Here is a 1,872-nt window from a genome sequence, read left to right on the forward strand (position 1 = left end):
AGTGAACGAGGTGTTGGGGATGCTTTAAATGGGTGCGTAAGGGTTTGTGAAACCCAGGGATTTGAGAATAGCGATTTCCTTACTCTCCATTTTGCTTGCTTCAGCATTGCTCTCATGGTCAAGTCCTTGGGCATGCAAGCATCCATGAATAATGAGGTGAGCTAAGTGAGCCTGAGCAGTCTTAGCTTGTTCCCTTGCCTCTTTTTGAATTACGGGAAAGCAAAAAATAATATCTGCAGTCAATGTCTTTTTAGTTAGCTCATATGGAAAGGTGAGTACATTGGTTGCGTAATCTTTGTTCCGAAAAGCAAAATTCAACTTTTTACCCTCAGCAGCATTGACGAAGCGCAAGGTGATAAGACCGCTCAGGTGGGTGCTAGATTTCACCCATTTTTTAATTGCTGCTAAAGAGGCAATCGTAAGCACTTTATCTTCAATGGGAGCGCTAGCAAATTGAATATCAATTTCCAATTTAGAGGAAGTCGCTTGCTTGATTGCCATCTTAATGGGTATGGATTGAAGTGAGTTCGTTGATAAGCTCGCCTCGGAGGGTGTAATTGAGCACTTCAGTAATGCGTATGTCTACCATTTCACCTATGAGGGATTCAATATCTTCATTTGGTGCTGCAAAGTGAATCACGCGATTGTTAGCAGCGCGACCTTGTAGATTTACACCATCTTTTGCTAGGCCTTCAACGAGAACTCGCTCAGTATTGCCCAACATGTTTTTACTGATTTGATTTGCTTGTGACTCCACTAGGGCAAGCAATGTTTGTAGTCGCTTCAGTTTGACCTCATAAGGCGTGTCATCACTCAGGTTGGCAGCAGGTGTACCGGGACGTGCGCTGAAAATAAAGCAAAAGCTGTTATCAAAATTGAGCTCTTCAACCATCTTCAAGAGCTTTGCAAAATCCTCATCGGTCTCGCCTGGAAAGCCTACAATGAAGTCGCTAGAGAGCGTCAAGTCGGGCCTCACTGCGCGCATCTTACGAATAATGCTTTTGTATTCTAGAGCGGTATAGCCACGTTTCATGGCGGATAAAACCGAGTCGGATGCGTGTTGTACCGGAAGATGTAAATGACTCACCAACTTGGGAACTTTGGCATAGACATCAATTAAGCGTTGGGTAAATTCTTTAGGATGGCTGGTGGTAAAGCGAATTCTTTCGACACCTGGAACCTCTGCAACGTATTCAATCAAGAGCGCAAAGTCTGCGATTTCCTCTGTATCACCCATTTTGCCCAAATAGGCATTGACGTTTTGACCGAGTAAAACAATTTCTTTTACACCTTGCGCAGCTAGGCCTGCTACTTCAGTTAATACATCATCAAATGGGCGTGATACTTCTTCACCACGAGTGTAAGGAACTACGCAATAGCTGCAATACTTTGAGCAACCTTCCATGATGGAAACGTAAGCAGAGCCACGAGTTTGGCGCGAGGCAGGTAGGCGGTCAAACTTCTCAATTTCCGGGAATGAAATATCTACCTGAGATCTACCGGTTTCGCGACGTTGAGCGATCAGATCAGATAAGCGATGTAAGGTTTGCGGACCAAAGACGACATCAACATAGGGCGCCCTGCTAATAATTTGTTGACCTTCCTGGCTGGCGACGCAACCTCCAACACCAATTAATAAATTGGGTTTGGTTTTTTTGAGTTCACGTAAGCGACCTAAATCGGAAAATACTTTATCTTCCGCTTTTTCACGAATAGAACAGGTGTTCAGTAGAACGACATCTGCGTCTTCAGGCGTGTCGGTCATGACCATGCCCTCATCGGCATGTAGGAGATCGGCCATCTTGCCCGAGTCATACTCGTTCATCTGACAGCCGAAGGTTTTGATATAGAGCTTTTTCATATGCCGTTCTC

General features: G+C 44.7%; 2 protein-coding genes. Both read right to left on the minus strand.

Annotated features, from left to right (window positions below; all coding sequences use genetic code 11):
- Positions 1–24: 24 nt before the first annotated feature.
- Positions 25–501 (minus strand): rRNA maturation RNase YbeY, encoded by a 477-nt coding sequence (gene ybeY, locus B7Y67_RS16700; protein WP_293599591.1) that lies wholly within the window; start codon positions 499–501, stop codon positions 25–27.
- Position 502: 1 nt separating this feature from the next.
- Complete coding sequence (miaB, locus tag B7Y67_RS16705; protein ID WP_293599592.1) at positions 503–1,861, minus strand: tRNA (N6-isopentenyl adenosine(37)-C2)-methylthiotransferase MiaB; 1,359 nt, start codon at positions 1,859–1,861, stop codon at positions 503–505.
- Positions 1,862–1,872 lie beyond the last annotated feature (11 nt).

The organism is Polynucleobacter sp. 35-46-11 (assembly GCF_002281105.1).

Bases quoted from the DNA above. Each gene is read 5' to 3' on its own strand.
- ybeY (WP_293599591.1), bottom strand. From the start codon at position 501: ATGGCAATCAAGCAAGCGACTTCCTCTAAATTGGAAATTGATATTCAA.
- miaB (WP_293599592.1), bottom strand. From the start codon at position 1,861: ATGAAAAAGCTCTATATCAAAACCTTCGGCTGTCAGATGAACGAGTAT.